The 19,856-nt window shown below is 57.1% G+C and carries 15 protein-coding genes; 9 read left to right on the top strand and 6 right to left on the bottom strand.

Annotated features, from left to right (window positions below; translation table 11 throughout):
• Positions 1 to 222: 222 nt before the first annotated feature.
• Positions 223 to 1,650: a TolC family protein gene (locus tag HNQ72_RS07955; RefSeq protein ID WP_183991136.1), complete on the bottom strand. Its 1,428-nt coding sequence runs from the start codon at positions 1,648 to 1,650 to the stop codon at positions 223 to 225.
• A gap of 445 nt (positions 1,651 to 2,095) precedes the next feature.
• On the opposite strand from HNQ72_RS07955, the gene HNQ72_RS07950 reads away from it, so the two are divergent.
• Positions 2,096 to 2,854, top strand: coding sequence for a WecB/TagA/CpsF family glycosyltransferase (locus tag HNQ72_RS07950; RefSeq protein WP_183991134.1), 759 nt, complete (start codon positions 2,096 to 2,098; stop codon positions 2,852 to 2,854).
• 146 nt (positions 2,855 to 3,000) lie between these two features.
• On the opposite strand, the gene HNQ72_RS07945 is transcribed toward HNQ72_RS07950, so the two are convergent.
• Positions 3,001 to 4,419, bottom strand: a complete 1,419-nt coding sequence (locus tag HNQ72_RS07945; RefSeq protein WP_183991132.1) for a GumC family protein — start codon at positions 4,417 to 4,419, stop codon at positions 3,001 to 3,003.
• Between the two features lie 416 nt (positions 4,420 to 4,835).
• On the opposite strand from HNQ72_RS07945, the gene HNQ72_RS07940 reads away from it, so the two are divergent.
• Positions 4,836 to 5,807, top strand: a complete 972-nt coding sequence (locus tag HNQ72_RS07940) for a glycosyltransferase family 4 protein (RefSeq protein ID WP_244654329.1) — start codon at positions 4,836 to 4,838, stop codon at positions 5,805 to 5,807.
• Here the strand turns inward: HNQ72_RS07940 and HNQ72_RS07935 are convergent.
• Entirely contained in the window at positions 5,804 to 6,691 is an 888-nt protein-coding gene (locus tag HNQ72_RS07935; protein ID WP_183991128.1) for a DUF6492 family protein, read from the bottom strand. The two genes, HNQ72_RS07940 and HNQ72_RS07935, sit on opposite strands and share 4 nt — an antisense overlap.
• Before the next feature lie 169 nt (positions 6,692 to 6,860).
• Here HNQ72_RS07935 and HNQ72_RS07930 point away from each other — a divergent pair, with 169 nt between their 5' ends.
• Positions 6,861 to 8,186, top strand: a complete 1,326-nt coding sequence (locus tag HNQ72_RS07930) for a lipopolysaccharide biosynthesis protein (protein WP_244654328.1) — start codon at positions 6,861 to 6,863, stop codon at positions 8,184 to 8,186.
• Positions 8,187 to 8,199: 13 nt separating this feature from the next.
• On the opposite strand, the gene HNQ72_RS07925 is transcribed toward HNQ72_RS07930, so the two are convergent.
• Positions 8,200 to 9,201 (bottom strand): glycosyltransferase family 2 protein, encoded by a 1,002-nt coding sequence (locus HNQ72_RS07925; RefSeq protein ID WP_183991126.1) that lies wholly within the window; start codon positions 9,199 to 9,201, stop codon positions 8,200 to 8,202.
• A 145-nt stretch (positions 9,202 to 9,346) separates the two neighbouring features.
• On the bottom strand, positions 9,347 to 10,600 hold the full coding sequence (locus HNQ72_RS07920; RefSeq protein ID WP_183991124.1) for an O-antigen ligase family protein: 1,254 nt from the start codon (positions 10,598 to 10,600) through the stop codon (positions 9,347 to 9,349).
• Between the two features lie 233 nt (positions 10,601 to 10,833).
• Here HNQ72_RS07920 and HNQ72_RS07915 point away from each other — a divergent pair, with 233 nt between their 5' ends.
• From HNQ72_RS07915 to HNQ72_RS07890, 6 genes are all read left to right on the top strand, one after another.
• The gene (locus tag HNQ72_RS07915; protein ID WP_183991122.1) at positions 10,834 to 11,889 is read left to right on the top strand and encodes an endo-1,4-beta-xylanase; all 1,056 of its coding nucleotides are present in this window, start codon (positions 10,834 to 10,836) and stop codon (positions 11,887 to 11,889) included.
• Positions 11,890 to 12,364: 475 nt separating this feature from the next.
• A complete protein-coding gene (locus HNQ72_RS07910; RefSeq protein WP_183991121.1) occupies positions 12,365 to 13,804 on the top strand; it encodes a UbiA family prenyltransferase in 1,440 nt (479 codons plus the stop codon).
• Positions 13,804 to 15,141 carry an FAD-binding oxidoreductase gene (locus HNQ72_RS07905; RefSeq protein WP_183991119.1) on the top strand — a complete coding sequence of 446 codons (1,338 nt, stop codon included), beginning with the start codon at positions 13,804 to 13,806 and terminating at the stop codon, positions 15,139 to 15,141. Before HNQ72_RS07910 ends, HNQ72_RS07905 begins: the two co-directional genes overlap by 1 nt.
• Positions 15,138 to 15,554, top strand: coding sequence for an EamA family transporter (locus HNQ72_RS07900; RefSeq protein WP_183991117.1), 417 nt, complete (start codon positions 15,138 to 15,140; stop codon positions 15,552 to 15,554). The genes HNQ72_RS07905 and HNQ72_RS07900 overlap by 4 nt, the downstream gene beginning before the upstream one ends.
• 43 nt (positions 15,555 to 15,597) lie before the next feature.
• A complete protein-coding gene (locus HNQ72_RS07895; RefSeq protein WP_183991115.1) occupies positions 15,598 to 16,608 on the top strand; it encodes an NAD-dependent epimerase/dehydratase family protein in 1,011 nt (336 codons plus the stop codon).
• Between the two features lie 54 nt (positions 16,609 to 16,662).
• Positions 16,663 to 18,096 carry an aspartate aminotransferase family protein gene (locus HNQ72_RS07890; RefSeq protein ID WP_183991423.1) on the top strand — a complete coding sequence of 478 codons (1,434 nt, stop codon included), beginning with the start codon at positions 16,663 to 16,665 and terminating at the stop codon, positions 18,094 to 18,096.
• Positions 18,097 to 18,143: 47 nt separating this feature from the next.
• Here HNQ72_RS07890 and HNQ72_RS07885 read toward each other — a convergent pair whose 3' ends face one another.
• Positions 18,144 to 19,817, bottom strand: coding sequence for a hypothetical protein (locus HNQ72_RS07885; protein WP_210319501.1), 1,674 nt, complete (start codon positions 19,815 to 19,817; stop codon positions 18,144 to 18,146).
• Positions 19,818 to 19,856 lie beyond the last annotated feature (39 nt).

Raw genomic sequence — 19,856 nt, 5'->3', positions numbered from 1 at the left:
CGCGGCTCGTTAGATGTCGTTAGCAGCACACCGGAATGAAGTTGCTGTAATTCATGTAATCTTCAATTAGATATCGCTTATGTTTGTCTTTGTGGCTTAAGGAAGGGTAAACGAGCGACCTGAAATGAAGCGACCTTGTTTCAACCCGTGACAAAGCGCGCTTACCGGCGCCTCATCTCGGTATGGTTTCGCAGTGCGATTGTGGAAAACCGTATTTTCAGCTCAGCTCCGGGGAGCGCGAAGGGTTACCTTTTGAGCATCTGCCGAGATCTGTTCGGGAGAGCGAGACGATAGCCCAAAAGCGTCACGAAGCCTGCCCGCGGCATAGGCGCACTCTACATTCAGCTTGTAGAGGTCGAAACGCGTGTTGATCTCGTCGAAGCGTGCAGCATGCAGTTCCTGATCGGCGTTAAGCACGTCGAGCAACGTTCTGGTGCCGAGGTCGAGGAACTGTTTCTGGTACAGATCTCGCGTTTCACGCATCATCGTCTGCCGCGATCCAAGCGACTTCAACAATGTACTAAGGCTGCCTACCTGGGAGGCCGATTGGATCCATGATCTCTGGGCGTCGTATTTTCCAACGGCAATGGCTGCTTCTGTTGCCTGTGCACCGTATCGGGCGGCGTTCTGGCGGGCTCTGAAAGAGCTGCCGTTATAGAGATCGCTCTTGATGGTCACGCCGATCATATAGTCAGTGTCGCCGCCACCCCAAGTCTTCATCCGGGTCGTACCTTCCAATGCTATCGTCGGAAGCATGTCGGCGCGTGCAAGTTTGACGCGCGCATCAGCTTCTCGCTTGCGGGATTTGGCGGCGATGACGGTCGGTACGGTTTCCCATGCTGGTTCGGGACCGGCGCAGGCCTTGTTAAGGGTGGAGGGGAAAGACGGGCGCAGGCGCACATCGCTCATCTGGCCGAGAACCGAGTTCAGGGAGCCTTCCCAGCGCTGCTTTTCTGCGTTGATCTCAAGCGCTGTGGACTGTGCAGCCTGGATGCGGGCCTGTGCCTGAAGCTTGTCCGATCGCGTGCTGGCACCACGATCGGTTCTGGCGGTTACCAATTCAGCGATGGCAGAAACGTCCCTGATCTGTTCTCCGGCGATCGCTGCCAGCCTGGCGTTGCGCATCACCTCTACGGAAGCCAGCACGGTCTCCCGGATCATATCGTCGACCGTTGCCAGAAATTCCGCTCGGCGGACACCGGAAATGGCGGATTCCGCTTCGACCCGACCTGACACTTTTCCGAAGTCGTAGATCATCTGGCTGGCGGTAGCATTGAACCTCGGCGACCAGTCTGCGCTGTCGCCTTTCTGTGCGGCCAAGTCGATGCCGCCTCCGACGGACGGCAGATATCCCGATCTTGCGTCTGCGATCAGCTCGTTTTGTTGCTTGATACGGCCGGCTGCCTCCTGGATCGAGGGATGCCAGCTGACAACCCGGCGGACGGCAGTCTCGATGTCGGTGACCGGTGCCGGCTTGGCTATCGATCCCGTCACCTCGGGTGAGGGGGGAAGCTTTGATCCCGCAAGCATCTGCGTTTTCACGGACTGCTGTCTGTGGGCTGCAGTCTTGTCGGATGTCTGGCCGCAGGACGTCTGAAGGACCGTCACAGCTATCACGAGGCCTATTTTGATGGTGCAACCTGAACGCATCTAGTCTCCATAGACCGATAATCGAAAGCTGAACCGGCCTACGCGACACCATTGGCTGGAGAAACTCTCCCAAGCACTTAGATTCGCTAGATATATAAGTGATTCGTGAGGTACTGCAAACCAAGGTTGAGCATCATGGTCGTAACCTGAGATCGTATTCCTCAGAGCAGCGCGTCCCGCCAGTTGTGATCAGGAGGATGACTGTGATTAGGGTCGCAGTGGCTGCTTTAACCAGTTCTTATCATGAATGATACAATTTTAATAAAATACAATTAAGTATTGAATGGATTCTTGAAAATATATCGTAACCATTTCCTTCATTTGTATTTGAATGGCACGCCGTGTTGTATTTTATGGAGTGGAAGACAGGACGTCTTTACAACGCAGCGGATGTTTTGCTTTGCTCTCTATGGCCCTTGAAGCGCACGACATAAATGTCTCTAGGATGGCTGACTGGCCTCAGGTGATGCTGGGCGGGTTGCCTATCGTGCGTTCGACCATGGAAGAGGCTGCGACCGGCTTCATAGAACAGGCGCTTCGCGCGCGAGGCCAGAATAATCTTCCTTTCTATTCGACCTCAGCAAACGGCCAGGTTCTGGCCATGTGCGTTCGTGACCGCGAATTCATGCAGCTTATGCTGGAGGCAGACCAGATCCATGCCGACGGCATGCCGATGGTTCATTGCTCGAAACTTCTCTGCGAGACACCGCTGCCTGAACGGGTGGCGACGACAGACCTTGTTCATGCGGTGGCCGAACGGGCGCAGGACGAGAGCGTTAGCTTTTATTTTCTAGGCGCAAGTGAAGAGGTCAATTCCAAGGCTGTCGCCGCAATGAGGAAGCTTTATCCGCGCCTTCGCTTCGTCGGGCGCCGCAACGGCTATTTCAGCCCGGAAGAAGAGGAGGACGTCGTTGCGGATATCCGCGCCAAGCGCCCGGATATCCTCTGGATCGGCCTTGGTTTTCCATTCGAACAGAAATTCGTCAGCCGTAATCTGGAAAAGCTGCGTGGCGTCGGTGTGATCAAGACATCGGGCGGGTTGTTCGATTTTCTCTCGGGCAAAAATCCGCGCGCGCCGATGTGGATGCAACGCCGGGGACTGGAATGGGCTTATCGGATGTATAACGAGCCGAGGCGACTGACACTCCGATACATGCTGACAAATCCCGTCGCGGTTTATGCATTGCTGCGGTATTCGCGATAGCATTCGCTTAATGTTTGACATGGTCTACGCGACTTGAGCCGGCGTCCTCTGGGCGCCTTCTTCATTTCTGCTTCAGGTGTGCGGTGTATCGGCTCCTGATTTCGTCGCCTCATCGACCCGGTGTGACGCCTGGCCGACGAACCGGCTCAGGCCCGGCGCTCTTCCCCGGATTGCCTGAATATCAGCATCGCCAAGCCGAGGATCATGGCAACCATGCAGCCCAACACGAACCCGGCAAACAGGCCGCCCGCAGTCAGGTAAAGCGTGCGGGGCGGATAGCTGCGGGTTTTTGGTATGGTCGGAGGCGAGATCACCCTGACATTCGTGGTATTGATCTGCTGGCGTTCGGCAATCTCCTTGGCACGCGCCATGAACGCCTGATAGATCGTTGACTTGGATTCCGCCTCGCGCTCGAGCTGACGAAGTTGAACGAGAGCGTCATTGTCACCGAAGACAACCGATTTCATCGTATTCGCCTGGTTTTGCTGTGCCATCAGGGCGGCTTCAGCCTGGGCCAGTTCCGACCTGGCTGCCGTGAGGATGCGGTTCTGCTCGGCGGTAATCTGCGCCTGGATGGCTTCCAATTGCGGGCGCATGGCAGAGATTCTTGGATGCCTCGCACCGAAGACTGCAGATTGCGCGTCGAGTTCCCGCTTGGCCGCCGCATATTGTGTCCGCAGCGCGGTCATCGTCTGTGACTCGATCGATGCGCTGTCCAAGCGATTGTCCGGACTTCCTGTTGAAAGCTCCTGATAGCGGCTGCGAGCGCGAATGACCCGGGCCTGGGCGTCAACGAGCTGGGTGTTGGTCTGGTTGGCGACGATGCTACTTACGAGCTCGCCGGAGCTTGAAAGGATATTGTGTTCGCGCTTGAACTGCTGAACTGCTTCATCCGCTTTGGAGACCTCGCTCTTCAAGGCATCGAGACGGCCGGTTAGCTCAGTCGCAGCCCTGCCTGCGCCGTCTGCCTGCGCCTTGACCAACTCGTCCTGGAAGTTGGTAATGATCGAATTTGCGATTTCCAGCGCCTTGGGTGCCGATTGGCTCCAGACATCGAGATTGACGACGAAAGAGTTTTCTTCGCGCTTTGCCAGGACATGCTTTTCAAGCGAACGCAGCGCGTCCAGCCGGCTGGATTGCGCATCGGGCGATTTCGTATCGCCGAATTCCGGATCCTGATCGAGATGAAGCGCATCGATGACGCTGTTGAGCACGTTTGCTGAAGTCAGTATCCGCAGCTTGCTTTCGACATCATAGATTTGCATGTCGAGCTGGTTGTTGGAAGCGTAGATATCATCGTTCATGACCCTGAGATTGGTCGGATCGATGAAGATCTGCGAGCCGACGGTGAATTTGGCTTTGGAGAAGTTGCCAAAGCCATATCCCGCAAGAGCGCCGAGGATGATGCACAGGAGAACGAGCCATTTTCCGGCCCAGAGCCAGCCGACAACCATTCCGGTGCTGATTTCCGGCCATGTTATTGATGGCGACATCGGCTGTGGCGCGGGCTTTGCCGGCGAGGAGACGGCCTGCGGTTCTTCGTTCTGTCCAAGATAGGAAAGCAAGGAACGCTGGCCAGGCGCAGGCACAGGGTAAGCCTCGTCTTCGCGAGCCTTATTCGAAGCTGCGTCGCGCCGAAGAAACTTGGGTGGTCTTAACATGGCATACATGGGGCCGGACCTGCCTTTCGCGGCCAATCAAACCCTATCTACGCTAATAAGCGGTAAACCATGCCTCAGAAGAACGCGCTACGGACCGGTTATTGGTACATAGTTCCTCAGGCTAGGCGTAAAAGTTTAAGATTTATCGGTTCTGGTTGGAGCAATTTCCCGATTTGGATGGATCGCCGACATTGACGCGTTATCTCGTGCTTAGATCCGATGCAACGACCGTGTGCGGGGTGGAGGCATTTACCCGAAACCTGGCCATCCAGCTTGGTTCACGCGCTTCCAGCGATGTTATGGACGGGAATTTTCGCCGTTTGTCTAAGCGTCTGGCGGATGCTGATGCAATCGTTTTCAATTTTCCGATCGTTGCCTGGAAAAGGCGGCTGGTGGAGCCATTCGCCACGGCAGCACTTGCAAAACTGAAGCGCAAGCGGGTGATCGTGATTTTGCATGAGTGGGCGAGCCTCGACTGGAAACGGCGGCTGATCCTCTGGCCGGTTATCCTGCTCGCCGACGCCATTCTCTTTTCGGCTCCGGAGGTCCGACGGGAATGGCTGGAGAGCCATTATCCCATTGGGAAAAAAGCGATCGCCGTCATCCCGATCCCGCCCAATCTTCTGCCGAGCGGCCATGAGAAAGCCGGTCCGGCGGCACTTGCCATTCGTGCGCTGCGTGCCGGCGGACGGACTATCATCGGCCAGTTCGGTTCGATCTATCCCAAAAAGAACTGCGCGGAACTTCTCGCGATCGCTCGGGCGCTTGTGGACGAGGGGCAGGATGTTGCGGTTGCCTTTGTCGGCTCCTTCATCAAGGGCATGGACAATGTCGAGGAGGACTTTCGTGCCCGTGTCGAGGCGCTCGATCTCGGCGACCGGGTCATGGTGACGGGCTATCTTTCGACCGATGAAGAGGTTTTTGCGGCGTGCCGCGAAGTCGACATCTTCTGCTACAGATTTACGGAAGGCTTGACCGCGCGGCGCGGCAGCGTCCTGGCGGCAGCATTGGGCGGTCGTATCGTCGTTACCAACACGCCCGCCGATCCGGCGGGGCTTGAGCACCATACCCTGTTTCAATCCTTGATCGGAAACGGAAACATCGTCCTCTGCCAGCATGATGCAGATGCCGGTGCGATGGCAAACGCCATTCGTGATGCGATCGGACGCGTGCCGCCTCCGCTGAATATCGATGCCGAGATCACATCGCTTTGGAATGCTATCATCGGCAAACTTGAGGGTGTCCAGAGCGCCGGTCAGTCAAAGACACGGCCGGTGGAAATCTCTGGCTAACTCCACAGATTGCGCGTCAGGGCGACACGACGGATCAGGGATGGCTCGGTTCGTGTATGGGACTGGATGGCGATGGCGTATTGATCCTTGCCCATTGCGTCGATCAGTTTTCCGATGCCGGCTTCGTCCAGTGCCGGCCCGCTCCAATAGGTGGCGCAGAGGCTTTGTTCGACGATCCGATGACGCCCCATCAGTGACGGATTGCTGGCAACGCCGACGCCATAGAGGATGTATTCGGAAAAGTCCCTTGCCTTGCAGAGCGCCTTCCACCAGGGGAGGCCGGTGACTGCCTCTATCCTGTCGACGATCGTGTTCAGGCTTTCCCTATCCCAGACGATCATCTGGCCGATATAGTCGTCACCGGGCAGGGGCGGTTCCTGTGTGTCTACCAGTCGGTAGGCATTCTTCTGCCAGAGGATATGGCTTGGGCGCGTGTCATTCACCCCGCCCAGATCGGCATAAAGGGGCGAAAGCAGATCGCCGGCAAATCTTCCCACGTCGAAGGGGCGCACGAAGCAGTTATCGGAATCGATACACATGACCCGTTCGCAGGATTGCAGAAGCGCCATCGCGAGTTTGCGCAATTGCTGTACGTGCCAGCCATAGACCGGCAGTCCGATACCGGGCGCCCAGTAATATTGGCGCCCTTTCCATTTTAGAAAACCCGGAAGCGCATGCAGCGTGCCCGGCAGAAGAACGGAATCGGGAAGTACCAGCCGCTTTTCGTTGCCGAGCTGGGAGAAGAGTTCGAGGTCGCTATCGGCGACAAGCAGATAGTGCCGATCGTAGCCGGTAACGAAAGCATCGATTGAGTCACACAGGAGACGGCATGACTCGAAATCCCGAAAATAGCTTGGTGTCACAAGACTGACGGTGGTGGTCATTCGATGATCATGGCTCCGGAGGCAGATGAGCCCAGACTGCCAAGGCTCGACCTAAGGCTCCGTTAATCCCGTTCATGCATAGTGCTGGCCGGTGCGATTATCCGGGGATAGACAGCCGCACCGGCATGCGGGCCCTGGCGAAATCAGGGCCGCCGGTTGGAGATAACGAGTGGGATTGAGGTCCAGGCACGAATTCCGGCAGTTCGCCCGTCATCTCGGATCCTATGTCGGATCGAGCGGGGCATTGCTTGCGTCGAGCGTCACCATGCTTTTGACCTTCGCGCTGCTGGCCCGCCATCTCGGTCATGAACAGTTCGCGCTCAATGCGACGATCACCGCGCTGACCAATCTCGGCATTCAGGTTTGCGGACTGGGATCGCAAGAATCGCTGGTGCGGCGTGTCGCACAGGAACCGGGCTTCTATCCCGACATGCTCGGGCATGTGCATATTCTCAATCTTGTTTCGGGCGCGGTGCTGGTGATCGCCGGGATGATCGCGATTCCGCTGATGTTTCCCGTCTCGGATCACCTCCTGACGACGCTTGTCGCCACGGCGCTGATACTCTTCACCAATATCATCCTGTTGAAGGTCATCTGGCTCGCCACAAACAGCTATATCGCTCATTCGCGCTTTTCGGTCGCCAACAGGATCGAATTTCTGTTTGCCGTGCTGCGCATGGCCGCTGCTGTCGTCAGCTGCCTCGTGTTCAATATCACGACGGTGGCGGAATGGGCGGTCTGGAATTTTGGCGCGCATGCGGTTGTCGCGGTCATTGCGCTGATAGCCATACGCCGATTGGGCCGGCCGAAGTTCAGGATCGTTCGCGAAGAGGTGCCGATCGGCATCATGTTCGCCAGCCAATTCTTCTTCAAGGCCGGGCGCAGCAATGCCGACATTCTCGTCTTGAGCGCGGTGGCGGGATCTGAAATCGTTGGTAGCTATTCGATCGCGCGTCGATTGACCGAAGCCTCCTATATGGCGGTCGAAGCTCTGAACCGGATCGTCTACCCCAGTTATGCGGCCGCAGCCCTGAGCGGTATAGGCGCGGTTCTAGGGCGCGCAAGGCAGATGCTGGTTCTGACGACTGGAATCGGGATCAGCGCCGGTCTCTTCGTCTGGATCATCACGCCGTGGCTGCCGGTTCTGTTCGGCCACGAATATGTTTCGCTAACCTGGATGACGCACGCCCTGTGCTGGGCGGTGATTCCGATCGCAATCAGCGCTACCGCATTTGAAGCGCTCGGCGCATCAAGCCTGCAGAACGTGCGGGCGCGAATTCTCAATGCTTCTAATATTGCAGGTGCCGGACTTGTGGCGCTGGCGGCATATTACGCAAGTGTAAGCGGTGTGATAGCGACAACCTACATGCTGGAGATCGTGATCGCCGTTCTTGCCTGGCGGGCGCTTTTAACGGCGCAGAGCGCCATCAAACCTCCAGAGCGGCTCTCTGAGACCGAAGCCGAGGCCGAGCCGGTAAAACAGCGCACGGCATGACCTGCGCTGGAGATCAGTTTTCAGCGATGTGATTGCCGGCCTTCAGGTTCGGGTGCCGTTCGACTGCCTTTATTTCACTGGCCTTGTAGGGCACCGGGAGGAAGCCGAAGCTTGCTGTGATCCTTCCGATCGACATCAGAACCGGATGGCTGGCAGGAAGAAGGCGCCTTGTCCGGATCAGAAGCCCGATTGCCTTGAAAATGCTGAGGCCTAGCGAAATGAAATTCTTGGCCTGAAGCCTCGCGGCAACGGCAGGTTTCGCCATCTGCTTGCCATCGATAACGTAGTTGATGCTTCCGGTGCGGATGGAACGGCGCATCAGCCATTTGGCGGTCGTCCGTTCGGCTGCGACGGTTTCGTGAATGACGGCTTCCTCACACCACCAGAAAGTGAAGCCGGCAGTGCGGCAGCGGGCGAAGAATTCCATGTCGCCGCCGCCGAGGAAGTTGAATGCGACGTCGAACAGGTTCGGCTCCATCCGCGCGAAGACATCGCGGTGGATAAGGCAATTGCCTGTGCCATGGATGGCGGGTACCTGCCGGGTCGGCCCGTCGATGAAGCCGTAAAGGGGATGCTGGCTGACGGATTGCGGCACCGGTATGTCGAATTGCCGGATGACCGGGCCGCCTACGATCCTGGCGCCGGTCGTGCGAGCCGTTGACACCATATGCGCCAGCCAGTTGGGACTTGCGATCTCGTCATCATCGATCATCAAAAAGTAATCTGCGGCGGGGAAGCGCTCGCGTGCTTCTGCGAATGCACGGTTGATCGCATGGCAGTTGCCCTGGCGGGGTTCAACAACGACGGCAGACGGGATGTCGGAACTGTCGAGCGTTTCGCGCGCAGCCGCGGCGCCTAAAGGTTTTTCGGCGTCATTTTCGACCACGACAATTGCGAAACGCAGGTCGCCATTTTGTGCCAGCAGCGATTGAAGCGTGCGTGCCACGCCGTCCGGCCGGCGAAAGGTCGGAATGCAAATAACGGCTTCTACCGAAGCTTTGCTTTCGTCCTGCACGCTTTTGTCTCCGAGGCTTTGTCGCGCTTGTGAGGGCGTCCGTAGGCTGATCACCAGATGGTTCAATACGAAAGGAAATCAGCGAATACAAATCTATGTTGGGCTTTCAGTTAATATCACATGGCGCTAACGGGCGCGGCCCACATCACTGCTGGGACTGGAGGCTTGCGCCGGCCTGCAATCTCAGCCCGAACACGGCGATGAGCATCGTGAACCACAAAGGGCCGTTGTTGACGAAGAAGAGATTTTCGAGGCCTGCCAGAAGGATCGAAAAGATCCAGATACGCAGGAAGAGCCGCGTCAGGCCCACATCGTTCTGCGTGGCAAAGGCCTCGCCTGCATCCCTGAGCGGCAGGATGAGAAGCCAGAGGATCATGAGGATGAGAGCCGGAAAGCCGCCATTCAGAAGTGTTTCAAGGAATGAGTTATGGGAATGGGCAGCGAGAAAGGCCCAGGATTCGGTCGTGATGTCGCGCAGGAATTCGCTTCCCCACAGCAACTGGAAACCATATCCCATGATCGGGGCATCGGAGATGCGGGCAAGAGCGAAAGCCCAGATCGAGCTTCTACCCGTGAAGGTCGCGTCGATCCCGACGCTTGCCAGTATGGAACTTGTCGCGGGCGAGCTTGAAAGCCCGATGAGGATGACGTTCATCGCGATGACGAGGCCGATCGTGAGCAAAGCACGTAGCGGTCTGCAATGCTCGAATAACCAGCCCAACAATAGAACCGCGGGAAGCATCGCAGTCGATGTCTTGCCTCCAGCGAAAAGAAGAAAAATAGCCGCCAGGATCGCAATAATCGATCCCAGCCGCGGATATGAGGCTTTACGCAGGTAGAGACCAAACAGAACCAGATAGACCATGCCGGCCGCTGCTGCGTTCTTGTGGCCGAAAATTCCGCGCCAATCTCCGGCCAGAGCCGCTTCAACTTCGTTCGATCCGTGAATGCCGACGGTGGGCATTGCTATCACGGCGAAATAATTGAGCAGCAGGATCACCACCGTGCCGGTGGCAAGCACTCTTGCAAAGTCACGGCTGTCACGCGGCAGCAGCAAAGCTGCATTCGCGCAGCCGCAGACGAGCAACGCGTAAACGATCCTTCGAAACGCCGTTGCGGGATCGAAGGACAATAGCGAAACGAAGCAGAACCAGAGAAGTATCAAGGCCAGCAGCGCATGCGGGCTGAAGAGCGCGCTCCGGCCCGGATTGCGCCACAGGTTTGCAATCGCCATGGTGAAAAGGACTATGATCACCATCTGGTTCAGGAGGTTGCCGGTGGAAGGCAGGCCGCCCTTGCCATCCGAATGGGCAAATGGCGTGAGGCCGATCCAGAAATAGCAAAGGAGCAAAAGCAGGATCACGGAGCCAGCGCTCCATGTCGCGCGGCCGGCATTCATGGCCGGCAACGCTCTCCCTTGTGAAATTGCTCCTGCTTGCCGCAAAATGACGGGTCCTGTCGTGCTGCGAGACATCATGGTTCATCTCAACAGGAGACCGATATACGTTAACCGGCCGTGAAGAACCTTCGTCGGGCAAGGTAATATTATCATAACGCCTGGCAGCTAGCTTCCCTTGACCTGCCGGTGGCCGCGCTAGGCCGGCTTATCCTCCGATCAAGGCGAGAAAGTCCATGCGCAGACGGGATTTCATTCAGGCAAGTCTTGCCGTTGCGGCACATACGGCGTTTCAGGTCCCCGTTGTCCAGGCTTCGCCACCGCCAAGGATAGCTTACGGCTCGGCGGTGCGTGGTGATGCTCTCGTGGACGATTTTGCGTACCGAACCGCGCTTGTGGATCATTGCCAGCTGGTGGTGCCTGAAGGCGGGCTGAAATGGGAAGCGGTGAGGCCTTCGGAGGATCGGTTCGATTTTTATGAAGGTGACAAGCTTCTCGCCTTTGCCGACCAGAACGGCATGAAGATGCGTGGCCACACGCTGATCTGGTATGCCGCTATGCCCGAATGGACGTCTTCCATTCGCGGCGGCAAGGCTGCCGAAAAAGCGCTGAGCAAACATGTTCGAACAGTGGTCGGACAATATAAGGGACGGATTCCCAGCTGGGACGTCATCAATGAAGCGATTGCCGAGGACCCGCGTGGTTCCGATTATCTGCGGCCCAATCTCTGGCTGGAAAACATGGGTAGGGGATATATCGAGACCGCGTTTCGCCGGGCTGAGGAAGCCGATCCGAAGGTTCAGCTCGTGATCAACGAGTACGATATCGAATGTGTCGGCGAGCAGTTCAAGAACCGGCGGGATGCGCTTTTGCGCGTCGTGCGCGATCTTCGTGATCGCGACGCGCCGATCCACGCCGTCGGTTTTCAAGGGCATCTGAAAGGGCAATACGAGATCGACAAGGAAGGCGTTTCCTCCTTCGTGGCCGAACTCAAGGCGATGGATGTCGATGTGCTTGTCACGGAACTCGACGTTATCGACAATCTCCTGCCTGCTGATGAAAAACAGCGCGACGAGGTTATCGCCGGCCGTGCCAGCGATCTTCTCCAGGCGATTTTTGATGCAAACCGGCCAACCGCGATCCTGACCTGGGGTATTACCGATCGCTATACTTGGGTGCCTATGTGGTTTACACGCGATGACGGGAGTCCGAACCGTCCCTTACCGCTGGACCGCGATTACAAGGCCAAGCCATTGATGGACGTGATCGAGCGCTTTGTCAGTCGGGCTTAGAGCCTTGCCTGGCTACGATGCTCGCCTGCCGGACGACCATCCGCTCTAGGTCCGAGCATGCCGCCTTCAAGCTCGATCGCGGGAATCGTAAACCATGCTTCAACCTACGACAACTCTGTCTGCGAATGGCTCGGTTGTTGTAAAACGAGCCAAAGTTACGCAAGTCCGATAATGTATCGGCGTTTTTCCAAACATTTGTCGGAAACGACGTAACACTTCATTAGCAACGCCTTCCAGTGAATTCTAAACCCTAATCGAAATTGACTGAGAAAACGCGCTCCAAAGCGAAGCAAGGCTGGATGTTATTAACTGCTGATTCTTGGTTGCGGCATATTTTCCGGCCAGCTGCAGCGCAATGTTTGGTTGTGGCGAATGTCATTTGCCAACGGAAAGCTGCCTGACTCAATGAGGCGTCAAGCTATTTCATCCCTGTTGCGGTGACGTTCCTACTATCGGCAGAGGGACCATTTTGACAATGAATGTGCGCCTACAGAACATCGTTGACATACCTTTGGCGGTCGATCTGGACGGAACGCTGATTTCGACAGATTTGTTGTGGGAAAGCGTTTTCCAGCTTTTGAGAGCAAACCCCCTATACCTGTTTCTCCTGCCGATCTGGCTGCTTTCGGGCAAGGCACGTCTCAAGACCGAAATCGCGCGTCGCGTGACGCTTGATGCCAGCCATTTGCCCTACCGCGAAGATTTCGTTTCCTATTTGCGCGCAGAGCGGGTGCGAGGGCGCGAACTTATCCTGGTCACCGCAGCTGCGGAGCCTTTTGCCAAAGCCGTTGCGGCACATCTCGGCCTGTTCAGTGCCATCTATCATACGGACGAAACGACCAACCTTGCTGCGCATAACAAAGCTGCGTTGCTGTCGAAACTCTATGGATCGCAAGGCTTCGATTATGCCGGAAACGATCGTGCAGATATCGCGGTATTCCAGAGCGCGAGAAATGCAATCGTCGTTGCTCCCGATTCTACTGCCGACCGGTATCAGAGAACCCATGCCTCGATGCGTTTCGATGCCAAGTATGTGGGTATCAAGACCTATATCAAGATGCTGCGGGTGCATCAGTGGCTGAAAAACTTTCTCGTTTTTGCCTCTCCGGTCCTTGCGCACACCGTTATCGAGCCGCAGACTTTCATTGCAACCACGCTGGCCATGGTGGCATTTTCCTTTTCGGCTTCCGCCATCTACATCATCAACGACATTCTCGACCTGCCGCTTGATCGGCAACATCCGACGAAGCGCAACCGGCCTTTCGCAAGCGGTTCGATCTCGATTCCCTATGGTCTTACGGTTTCCGCGCTGCTGCTGGTTGCGACGGCTGCCATCTGCTCGCTGTTGCCGTTGCAATTCGCGGCTGTCATCGTTCTCTATCTGGTGGTGACGACCGCCTATTCGCTGGCCTTGAAGCGGATGTTGCTGATCGACGTGCTTTGCCTTGCAGGGCTCTACGCCCTGCGGATACTCGGTGGCAAGGCGGCGACCGACCTGCCGCTTTCCTTCTGGCTCATCGCTTTCGGCCTGTTCTTCTTCCTGTCGCTGGCGCTAGTGAAGCGTTATGTCGAATTGCGCTATGCGACCGTCGACGTGGGCGACCGGATCGCCGGCCGTGGTTATCGTCCGGAAGACATCCACATCGTTGCACAGAGCGGCGTGGCGTCGGCATTCGCTGCTGCGCTGGTTCTCGCCCTCTATATCCAGTCCCCGGACATCCGGGCGCTCTATAGCGAACCCTGGGTGATCTGGCCGCTGGTGCCGATGGTGCTTTACATCAACATACGCATCTGGATCCTTGCCCACCGCAAGGAACTGGACGACGATCCGGTCGTCTTCATCGCAACCGATTGGCGCAGCCAATTGATCATCGCGGCCGGTGCGGTACTCTTCATCGCGGCAAGTGTGTTGTGATGCAGGCAAGCCTCGACAGTTTCGGCCGTATCAATCGCCATTCCAGGCAGGCGATCGCCTTTGAACAGGCGGTGCAGGCCTTGCGCGGTGGTATGAGCAGCCGCTCGGGTCTGCTGGCTTTCGGGAACGGCAAATCCTACGGCGACAGCTGCCATAACGATGCCGGATCACTTGTCCCGATGCGGCAGCAGAAGTCCGTGCTCGGCCTCGATGTCGAGACGGGTGTCGTCGAGGCGCAAGCCGGCATATCGCTGGAAGAACTGATCGACCATATCGCTCCCCATGGTTTTTTCCTGCCCGTGACGCCCGGCACTCGCTTCGTCACGCTCGGCGGGTCAATTGCCAATGACGTTCACGGCAAGAACCACCATCTGCGCGGCACGTTCGGTTGCCATGTCGAAAGCTTCGAACTGCTACGGTCCGATGGCCATACCTATCATTGCAGCGCCAGCGAAAATGCCGAACTTTTTTCGGCGACGATCGGAGGCCTCGGGCTGACCGGTCTTATCCTGTCTGCACGGCTGAAGCTGATGAAGGTCGGCTCGCTCGACATAGATGAAAAAGTGACTGTCTTTTCCAGTCTGGACGGGTATTTCGATCTTGCAGCAGATGCCGACAAGGAAAACGAATATTCCGTTGCCTGGCTGGATCAGCTGGCATCCGGCACATCAGCCGGCCGTGGCGTGCTGATTACCGGCAATCACGCGCAGAACGGCAATTTTCGCACTGAAGGGGTGAAGGCGAAGCTCAGCGTTCCGTTCGAGCTGCCATTTTCGGCGCTGAACAGGGTCAGCCTCGGGCTGTTCAACACGGCCTATTTCAATGTGAACAGGCTCAAGTCCGCGCCGCATCTGGCAGGTTATGGCAAGTTCTTCTATCCGCTCGACGGTGTCGGGGACTGGAACCGGCTTTATGGGCCGAGTGGTCTCTATCAGCATCAGAGCCTCATTCCGTTCGAGGCCGGTCGCTCGGTCATCCCGGCCATGCTCGAAGCGAGCCGCAAGGCCGGATTGTCGTCTTTCCTGACCGTCTTGAAGCGCTTCGGGGATGTCGCTTCTCCCGGTTTCATGTCGTTTCCGCGTCCCGGCTACACGTTGACGATGGATTTTCCGAACCACGGCCAATCGACGCTCAAGCTGCTGATGCTTCTGGACCGGATGACGCTCGATGCCGGCGGGCGGGTCAATCCCTACAAGGACAGCCGCATGAGCGCCGAGGTGTTCAAGGCCGGTTTTCCGGAATGGCCACAGCTTGAAAAGCTCCGGGACGAAAGCTTCTGCTCTGATTTCTGGCGCCGCACGGCGCTTGCCACGGATCACCCACGAGGACAATCATGAAATATATTCCTTTCATCCTCTTCACGGTGCTGACCAATGCGGCGGCGCAACTGCTTCTGAAACAGGGCATGCTGTCACTGGGGCCGATCAGCTTTTCGGCGGACACGATCATCCAGCGGGTGTTCCAGATCGTCTTCAACCCCTGGGTCTTCTTCGGGCTCACGACCTTCGTCATCTCGATGGCGTCACATCTTTATGTGCTGAGCAAGGTCGATCTGTCCTTCGCCTATCCGTTCCTCAGCCTTGCCTATGTCGCGGTGGCGGTTCTGGCATGGCTGCTTTTCAAGGAAGAACTCGGCGCGATGAAAATCGCCGGCATTGCCTTCATTTGCGTCGGCACGGTGCTGATCGCGCAGAGCGGGCACAAGGAAGTTCCGGACCAGACGGCGTCCATCGAACGCGTCAATTCCTGACCAATTCAAAATCAGAACCGACAGAACGACGGGGATCAAAATCATGAGACATATCATTTTCGGCGGTGACGGTTTCGTAGGGCGCCACCTTGCACCGAGACTGCAGGCTGAGGGCCATGAGGTCATCGTTGCCGATATCGCAAAGAGCGATCTGCCGCATTATGGCGACATCCGCTTCGAGAATGTTGATGTGACCGATCCCGCCTCGATCGCCAGGGTCGGCATCCGGGCCGACGACATGGTCTACAATCTCTCCGCCAAGATGCTGTCGCCCCTGCAGGTACGCGCCAAGCGGCACGACTTCTTCTTCCCGGTCAATTATTACGGCACCGAGAACATCATCAAGGCGATGGATCAGGCAGGTGCTGCGTCGCTCGTGCATTTCACCACGGACATGGTCTATGGCCACACCTATGTCTGGCCGCAGACGGAGGAACATCCCGTCGCGCCGCTCGGCGAATACGGGCTTTCCAAGCTGAAGACCGAGGAACTGGCGGTCGAATGGCGTCAGCGTGGGATGAACATCTCGCTGTTTCGCCCGCGCCTGATCATCGGTCCCGGCCGCCTCGGTATCCTGTCCAAGCTGTTCAAGCTGATCGATAACAATCTGCCGGTGCCGATGATCGGCTCGGGCAAGAACCCGTACCAGTTTATTTCGGTATTCGACTGCGCGTCGGCCGCTCATTCTGCATTTAATGCCGGTGTGCCGAACGAAGTCTACAACCTCGGCTCGCTCAATCCGCCGCCGGTCAGGAAACTGCTGGGCGATCTCGTCAAGCATGCCGGTTCGAAGTCGATCCTTCTGCCGACGCCCGCATGGGCGGTGAAGCGGACACTTGATCTGTTCGACCTGATCAACATGCCGATCATGGATCCGGAACAGTATCTGATCGCCGACGAGATGTGCGTTCTCGACGTATCCAAGGGTGAGCGCGAACTCGGCTGGGTGCCGCAATATCGCGACGAGGACATGCTGATCGCCGCCTATTCCGAATATCGCAGGGGACTTGCCGGCGGTTCGCAGGACAATGTCGCCCACGCCAAGGCAGCTTGAGAGGAAATTACGATGGCCAATGCAATCAGCCTCAACAATCACAATGACGAAGTGATGATCGACATTTCTGCCGATTCTGCTCGCGAACCGGTCGCCAAGCCTGCGCTTCTGTCCGTCGAAGAAGCCAAGGCGCTTGACGTGGCGAAGATGACCGATCTCTTCACCCGTCACCTCAATCCCGGCCAGCTTCACTTCATGAAGCTGCTCGGCTTTCACAAGGTGAAGATCGAGCGTGCCGAGGGCATGTATTATTACGACCAGAACGGTCGCAAGATCCTCGATTTCTTCGGTGGTTTCGGCTCACTGGCGCTGGGCCACAACCATCCCCGCATTCTCGATGCGCGCCGCAAGTTCCAGGACGAGAACCGTCAGGAAATTGCCATCGCCTTCATGTCGCAATATGCAACGGCGCTGGCGCATAACCTTGCCGCCTGCTCGCCGGGCGAACTCGATATGGTGTTCCTCGGTTCTTCCGGTTCGGAAGCGATGGAAGCGGCGATCAAGGTGGCCGAACGAGCCGCCGGTCCGAAGCGGCCGAAGATCGTCTATGCGGAAAACTCCTTTCATGGAAAGACCAAGGGTGTTCTTTCGGTCACCGACGGTTCGCTTTATCGCGGCGAATTCAAGCTTGTCGACAATACGGTCAAGGTTCCGTTCGGTGATATCGATGCGATCGAGATTGCCTTCCGCACCGATCCGGAGATTGGCGTCATCGTGCTGGAAACGGTGCAGGGCGGTGGCGGCATCATCCAGGCCGAGACCGCCTTCTGGCAGCGCCTGCGTGAGCTTTGCGACAAGTATGGCGTGCTCTGGGTTGCCGACGAAGTGCAGTGCGGTTTCGGCCGTACCGGCAAGTTCTACGCATTCGAACATCACGGTGTCGTGCCGGACGTGACCGCTCTTGCCAAATCGCTCGGCGGCGGCAAGTCGGCCATGGGCGCAATGATTGCCAAGCGCGACGTCCACATGAAGGCCTATGGCACGCCGAAGACGGCGATGATCCATGCCATGGCAACCTTTGGCGGTATCGGCGAAGCCTGTGTCACCTCCATCGAGGCGATGAACGTGCTTTACGACGAGCACCTGATCGACAATTCGGCGAACACGGGCGATTACCTGCTCTCCCGCCTGAAGGAGCTTCAGGTCCGTTACCCGTCGCTTCTGAAGGAGGTGCGCGGTCAGGGCATGATGATCGGCATCGAATTCCACGATCTGTCGAAAACCATGCCGCTCGTGCTGCGCCCGGTCGTCGCCATGCTCGACGACAAGCTGAAGGGGTCGCTGCCGGGCTTTATCGGAAGCCATCTGCTGCGCGATCACGGTGTGCTGGTTGCGTTTACCGAATACAACCGCAATGTCATCCGCCTGGAGCCGCCGCTCATCTGCGAGAGGAGCCATGTGGATGATTTCATCACGGCATTCGACGAGGTCATGTCCCGCGGCATCGTCCGTATCGTCAAGGATTTCGTCGCGGCACAGGTGAAGTAAGCGGATCTTGTCGAGAGAACTAGGAGGCTGGGACTTGTGCCCGGCCTTTATTGTTTTCCGGCAAGGATGTCGGGTCGCAGCAGAATATCCCAGCAGGGATGAACTTCGACAACCTGGCGATCTTTCAGCGCTTCTTCGTAATGGGCAAAAAGCATGCGGCGTCCGGTGGTCAGCGGGCATTTCGGGCGCAGAACCGCTGCCGTCTCCCGGATCGACTGGATGGCTTTATCCGTCAGTGGAGGAACGGTGCGATGAGGATCTGCGCCGATCTGGATGTGCCTGGTCGCATCACGATCCAGTAGCCATGGAAAGGGATTGGTGAAGTCGAGGTTCATCAGGCTTTCCAGCCGGATATTGTTCTTGGCCTCGAATGCCTTCAGCGATTCTACCAGACTGTTGGCCGAGATGATCCAATAGAGCTGGAAATCGAGTTCCGAATAATATTGCCAGCTCGGCAGCTGTCCGTGTGCCGACAGGTCCGCATAGGCAGAGGCAAAGTTCTCATAATGCGGTTCCAGATATTCGGCGCGATCAATGATCTCTCGTCGCTGAGATACCTGTGCCAGGTTTTTCACGTCCGGAAGATCCAGCCGCTGATAGGTTGGTGCCACGACCACGGCGCGCAGCGTTTTATGCGCAACCTTGGTGAAGGTAGGGATGACGCAGAACGCGGCCAGCGCGAGGAAGGCCATCTTCGGTCCCTGGTCGATAAGCCTGATGCGCTCGAATATCATCAGCAGGACTGGCCATATGAAGATGAATTCCTGGCTGCCGGTATTCTGTGTCTCGTAAATTGCGCCGCCTGCGATGACGACCGAAAACCACCAGAAACTATGATCGAAAAAGCGGATATTCCTGTCGGTGCGGGTCCAGTCCAGCCAGATCAGCAGCGGTGCCAGAAAACCCGCTGGCAGAAGCACATCCAGCTTCAGTGATGCGACGGTCAGGAAGCGGGGTAGGAACGAATCCTCATTCATCCCGGCGAGCTCGATGATGTCGCGTATATAACCCGAGACGAAACCGCTGGTCAGTTCGGTGATGCCGAGCGGGATAACGAAGAGCAAGACGGAAACGATGCTGTAACGCAGCGAAATTCGGCCGGAAATAAGCGCCAGCAGGCAGAAAAGCCCGCCAACCAGAAAACCGGTCACCTTGGTCAAAAACAAGGCCAGCATGGTTGCTGCGACCAGGATCGCCATACGGCGACCGTCCTTGAGGAAAACGAGGCCGCTGGTCAGGACGTAGAGAAAGATGACGCCGTGACGATTGTAGATGCCAAAGCCATCCAGGGTCGGAAGCGGATGATAAGCGGCCACATTGGAAGGGAAGGTGGCAAAGACAAGAAAGGGGACAAGCAGCGCGAAAGCATGGGCCGGATTGCGTTTGGAAAGCTCGGTGAGCACAAGCGCGAGAAGCGGCGTTGCCACCGGTAATATGCACCATTGTGCCAGAAGAAGCGGTTGTGCATTTGGAAAAAGCTTCAAGCCGCCGGCGAAGAGATAATAGGGCATCGGCCCGACGGGCGTCGAGAAGTCGACGCTCGGGATCTGGCCCATCCAAATTCGTTGTGCCGCATCGAGATAGAGGTAGGTATCCCAGTACATCGGCCCGATCGGAGCCACGGTCGGTATGATGAGCAGCAGTATCAGCGGGACAAAAGCAGCGAAGATCCAGAAAACAGGTCGCGAAAGAATGCTTCGGAGATCAGTTGCGCCAGTCATTTTTGCCCCTCGTATTTCCGTAACGGGCAACGTTTCCTG

The organism is Aliirhizobium wenxiniae (assembly GCF_014201355.1).
GTDB classification, from domain to species: Bacteria; Pseudomonadota; Alphaproteobacteria; order Rhizobiales; family Rhizobiaceae; genus Neorhizobium; species Neorhizobium wenxiniae.
This window is presented reverse-complemented; position numbering and strand designations above follow the sequence as displayed.

Excerpts from the sequence above, each read along its gene's own strand:
- HNQ72_RS07915 (WP_183991122.1), top strand. The coding sequence starts at position 10,834 with ATGCGCAGACGGGATTTCATTCAGGCAAGTCTTGCCGTTGCGGCACAT.
- HNQ72_RS07920 (WP_183991124.1), bottom strand. The coding sequence starts at position 10,600 with ATGAATGCCGGCCGCGCGACATGGAGCGCTGGCTCCGTGATCCTGCTT.
- HNQ72_RS07955 (WP_183991136.1), bottom strand. The coding sequence starts at position 1,650 with ATGCGTTCAGGTTGCACCATCAAAATAGGCCTCGTGATAGCTGTGACG.
- HNQ72_RS07890 (WP_183991423.1), top strand. The coding sequence starts at position 16,663 with ATGATCGACATTTCTGCCGATTCTGCTCGCGAACCGGTCGCCAAGCCT.
- HNQ72_RS07900 (WP_183991117.1), top strand. The coding sequence starts at position 15,138 with ATGAAATATATTCCTTTCATCCTCTTCACGGTGCTGACCAATGCGGCG.
- HNQ72_RS07905 (WP_183991119.1), top strand. The coding sequence starts at position 13,804 with ATGCAGGCAAGCCTCGACAGTTTCGGCCGTATCAATCGCCATTCCAGG.
- HNQ72_RS07935 (WP_183991128.1), bottom strand. The coding sequence starts at position 6,691 with ATGACCACCACCGTCAGTCTTGTGACACCAAGCTATTTTCGGGATTTC.
- HNQ72_RS07895 (WP_183991115.1), top strand. The coding sequence starts at position 15,598 with ATGAGACATATCATTTTCGGCGGTGACGGTTTCGTAGGGCGCCACCTT.
- HNQ72_RS07950 (WP_183991134.1), top strand. The coding sequence starts at position 2,096 with ATGGCTGACTGGCCTCAGGTGATGCTGGGCGGGTTGCCTATCGTGCGT.
- HNQ72_RS07885 (WP_210319501.1), bottom strand. The coding sequence starts at position 19,817 with ATGACTGGCGCAACTGATCTCCGAAGCATTCTTTCGCGACCTGTTTTC.
- HNQ72_RS07910 (WP_183991121.1), top strand. The coding sequence starts at position 12,365 with ATGAATGTGCGCCTACAGAACATCGTTGACATACCTTTGGCGGTCGAT.